This window comes from Porphyromonas somerae DSM 23386, assembly GCF_000372405.1.
GTDB classification, from domain to species: Bacteria; Bacteroidota; Bacteroidia; order Bacteroidales; family Porphyromonadaceae; genus Porphyromonas_A; species Porphyromonas_A somerae.
The window spans coordinates 1-3,333 of the sequence record NZ_AQVC01000080.1 but is presented as its reverse complement, the minus strand read 5'-3'; the positions used below and the strand labels follow the sequence as shown (position 1 = coordinate 3,333).

General features: G+C 48.6%; 4 protein-coding genes. 3 read left to right on the top strand and 1 reads right to left on the bottom strand.

The window, feature by feature from the left end; all coding sequences use genetic code 11:
• Window positions 1–268: 268 nt before the first annotated feature.
• Window positions 269–613: a PAS domain-containing protein gene (locus tag A3GK_RS0109990; protein WP_018029307.1), complete on the bottom strand. Its 345-nt coding sequence runs from the start codon at window positions 611–613 to the stop codon at window positions 269–271.
• A gap of 179 nt (window positions 614–792) precedes the next feature.
• Here A3GK_RS0109990 and A3GK_RS0109980 point away from each other — a divergent pair, with 179 nt between their 5' ends.
• From A3GK_RS0109980 to A3GK_RS0109970, 3 genes are read left to right on the top strand one after another with little or no spacing between them, the layout of a single operon-like run.
• Window positions 793–1,923, top strand: a complete 1,131-nt coding sequence (locus A3GK_RS0109980) for a mannose-1-phosphate guanylyltransferase (protein ID WP_021903579.1) — start codon at window positions 793–795, stop codon at window positions 1,921–1,923.
• A gap of 3 nt (window positions 1,924–1,926) precedes the next feature.
• Window positions 1,927–2,679, top strand: a complete 753-nt coding sequence (locus A3GK_RS0109975) for a JAB domain-containing protein (protein WP_018029304.1) — start codon at window positions 1,927–1,929, stop codon at window positions 2,677–2,679.
• Between the two features lie 39 nt (window positions 2,680–2,718).
• Entirely contained in the window at window positions 2,719–3,276 is a 558-nt protein-coding gene (locus A3GK_RS0109970) for an FHA domain-containing protein (protein ID WP_018029303.1), read from the top strand.
• The last annotated feature ends 57 nt before the right edge of the window (window positions 3,277–3,333 follow it).

Sequence of the window (3,333 nt, the reverse complement as noted above, 5' to 3'; positions counted from 1 at the left end):
ATGCAACTAAGCAATCGGCGAGTTGCAACTAAGCATTTGCCGAGATGCAACTAACCGATTGCTTAGTTGCATCTCGGCAAACGCCTTTGTATGGCATTGATTTACAATTGGTTGTAAATGGGGCCGCAAAGACCTCACTTTAACTGGGTTTTTCACCTCATTTTGCAGTTTGAACACTGAAAAGTGGAGCTCTTCGTGGGGTTATAAAAAGATTCGGTGCTAGACGAGCTTGACATGGACGAATAGCCTAGTTCACTACCAGCTTAATTTACTCAGTTTTGGGTTTGCGGATATAGTGGGGCATCTCCTCGGGGATGATCATAGAGAGCTCGATAAATCCAGCGTAGGCACCCTCTTGGTACCACGGGATTTGGTAGATGAGTTTTTTGCGTGAGCCCTTTGTGATGGTGTAGACGTGCTTCTCCTCGTGCGTCATCAGATGCTCCAGTAGGGAGCGGGCTGGCTCTGGGTGGCAGTCGAGTACATTTTTGCCGATTAGGTCTTGCCCAGGCTTTAGGTTGACCTCTCTCGATTGTCCGTTCATCTCGATGATCTTTCCCTCTTTATCGCAGATAGTGACTGCGATATCAGCTTCTTCAAAGTATGGTATCATAGTGCTATATAGTGTTATGTATATAATGTGTATCTACTGATTGGTGTGCCAAAGGTACACAAGATTAGGGAATAATTGATTACCTTTGTAGCAAGAATGGAGGTGGCAGACCATTGACTTCCGTAGGAGTATCATAATTGGCCTCCCTCTCCTTTCTTGATTGACCTATATTCAGACCGATGATCATGACTCAAGCAGATAACGTCTACGCAAATCTTTATTGTGTGATACTGGCCGGTGGCGTGGGGCGTAGGTTTTGGCCCTATAGTCGAAAGAGCTATCCTAAGCAGTTTTTGGACTTCTTCAATACAGGGGAGAGTCTATTGCAGATGACCTATCGGAGAATGCAACGCTGCATCTCTCCAGATCGTATTTTGGTGGCGACCAATATTCAGTATGAAGAAATTGTGCGGAAGCAGCTCCCTAACCTCCCGATGGAGAATGTGCTTTGTGAGTCTCAAAATCGCAATACTGCCTCCTCTATCGCCTATGCTACTCGGCACATTCATGCCATCAACCCTGATGCTGTGGTGGTGATCACCCCTTCAGATCATTTGGTGACGGATGAACCCTCTTTCCACACTTTGATAGGTGAGGCGGCCCAATATGCCTCTTGCACCGAGATGATCGTGACCCTCGGGATTAAACCAACTTATCCGGAGGTGGGCTATGGTTATATCCAAGCTCTGGAGTCGCCCGTTGAAGATGGGGGTGAGATGCTTAGCCACTGCTATCCAGTGAAGACCTTTATCGAAAAGCCTAATAGCGAGATGGCTCGGATCTTGGTGGATAGTGGGGAGTTTTATTGGAATGCTGGTCTCTTTGTGGCAATGACATCAGTGCTGATTGACGAGGTTAAGTCCCATGCTCCTGAGATAGCGGAGCGACTCTATAGTAAGCCCGAGGTGTGGGGAACGGCACGGGAAACGATCTATGTGCACGAGGTATTTCCCTACTGCCCCAATATCTCTTTTGACTATGCCGTAATGGAGAAGTCACAGAAGGTGCTGATGCTGGTGGCGGATATGGGGTGGACCGATGTAGGTACGTGGTCAGCTACCTACCAGCTCACCGATAAGGATCAGAACGCCAATGCCACTATTGGTGCACACCAAACAATTTACAATGATAGTAGGAGCAACTTGGTGGCGATTAATGATCCAGAGAAGCTTGTGGTGCTACAGGGAATTGATAGTATGCTGGTGGTGGAGACCGATGATGTGCTACTGATTTGCCGACGTGGTGAAGAGGATAAATTACGTCAGGTGGTAGCAGAGGCACACGGGCTCAATGAAAAGTATACCGATTGAGTGATGCCTAAGAGAGAAGAAGGAGGAGAGGCACCCCTCTACTCCCTAGACCATATACGGATGACCGACCTCAAGGAGTCGGAGCGCCCGAGAGAGAAATTGCTAACCCATGGACCTAGAGCTCTGAGTGATGCAGAGTTGATGGCGATTCAGTTGGGAACTGGCTTGCAGGGAACCAATGCCCTACAGCTTGCCCACCTGATTTTGGAGTCGGCAGATAACAATCTATACCGACTCTATGAGTCTCTGCGTACAGGGTGTGCAATACCCATTAAAGGAGTGGGTATGGCGAAGAAAGCCAATATCCTTGCCTGCCTAGAGCTGGGTATGCGGACGGTGAGCCACAAAAAGAAGTTGGATAATGAGGGAAAGCAGCTCACCAATAGTCAGATGATTTACGACTACATCTATACCGACCTGTATAATCTCTCGCACGAGGAACTTTGGATAGTGCTTTTCAATCAGCGACTGATTGCACAGCGGAAGATTAGGATTTCAAAAGGGGGGCTCACCAATTCAACCGCCGATATTCGGGTAATATTGAGTACCGCTCTCCGGCTTGAGCTACCGGCTTTGGCACTCGTGCACAACCACCCAGGAGGAAGTCTGCAACCTAGCCACGACGATGACGATGTCACGGATCAGCTTTACAAGGCGTGTCGGCTGATTGGGATAAGTATGGTGGACCATGTGATCTTTACCGACAATGGCTACTATAGCTATCTAGATAATGGGCGCCTAGGTGTGGGATTATAGTGTTAAGTTATTAGAGAATATATATCCATTTATATAGCCATGTCTACAGTGATTACTTGCCCCTATTGTGGGGCCTCTTTGGAGGTCACTATCGGTCATCACCAAGATAGTGCCGAGCGTGTGGTCTGCGACGAGTGCAAGCAACCGATAGCTGTGTATAAGACGGCTGCCGAGGCACTACAGCATAGAGATAGATCCATCAAAGCGGTTAGTATTGAGGAGGCCGACTTCTCGGAGGAGGGTACCTATCTGGAGATTATTGAGACGGAGTTTACTAAGCCTCAAACGATTCAGATTCCTGAGGGGCGAAGCCTCTTCGGTCGGTACAACCCTAGATCTTCTGCGAGGCTACAGGTGCTCACGGCCGACCCGAGTATTGATCGGCAGCACGCTTACTTTACGCTCTCCAAAGATGGTCGGCTCGAGGTGATGGATAATGATAGTATGACCGGAACCTTTGTGAATGGTGCTGAGATTGATCAAGGGGAGCGGCGTCGGCTCTCTCAGGGCGATGTCCTTACTTTCGGAGCTACTACAGCCATCGTTCATCTTCCTCACGGCGAGGAGGATGAAGGGGATGAGTGGCTCGACTTTTGATGCTATTTAGAGACTGTTACACGAAGGCGATCTGCTACGTTGCTTTCGGGATTCGGG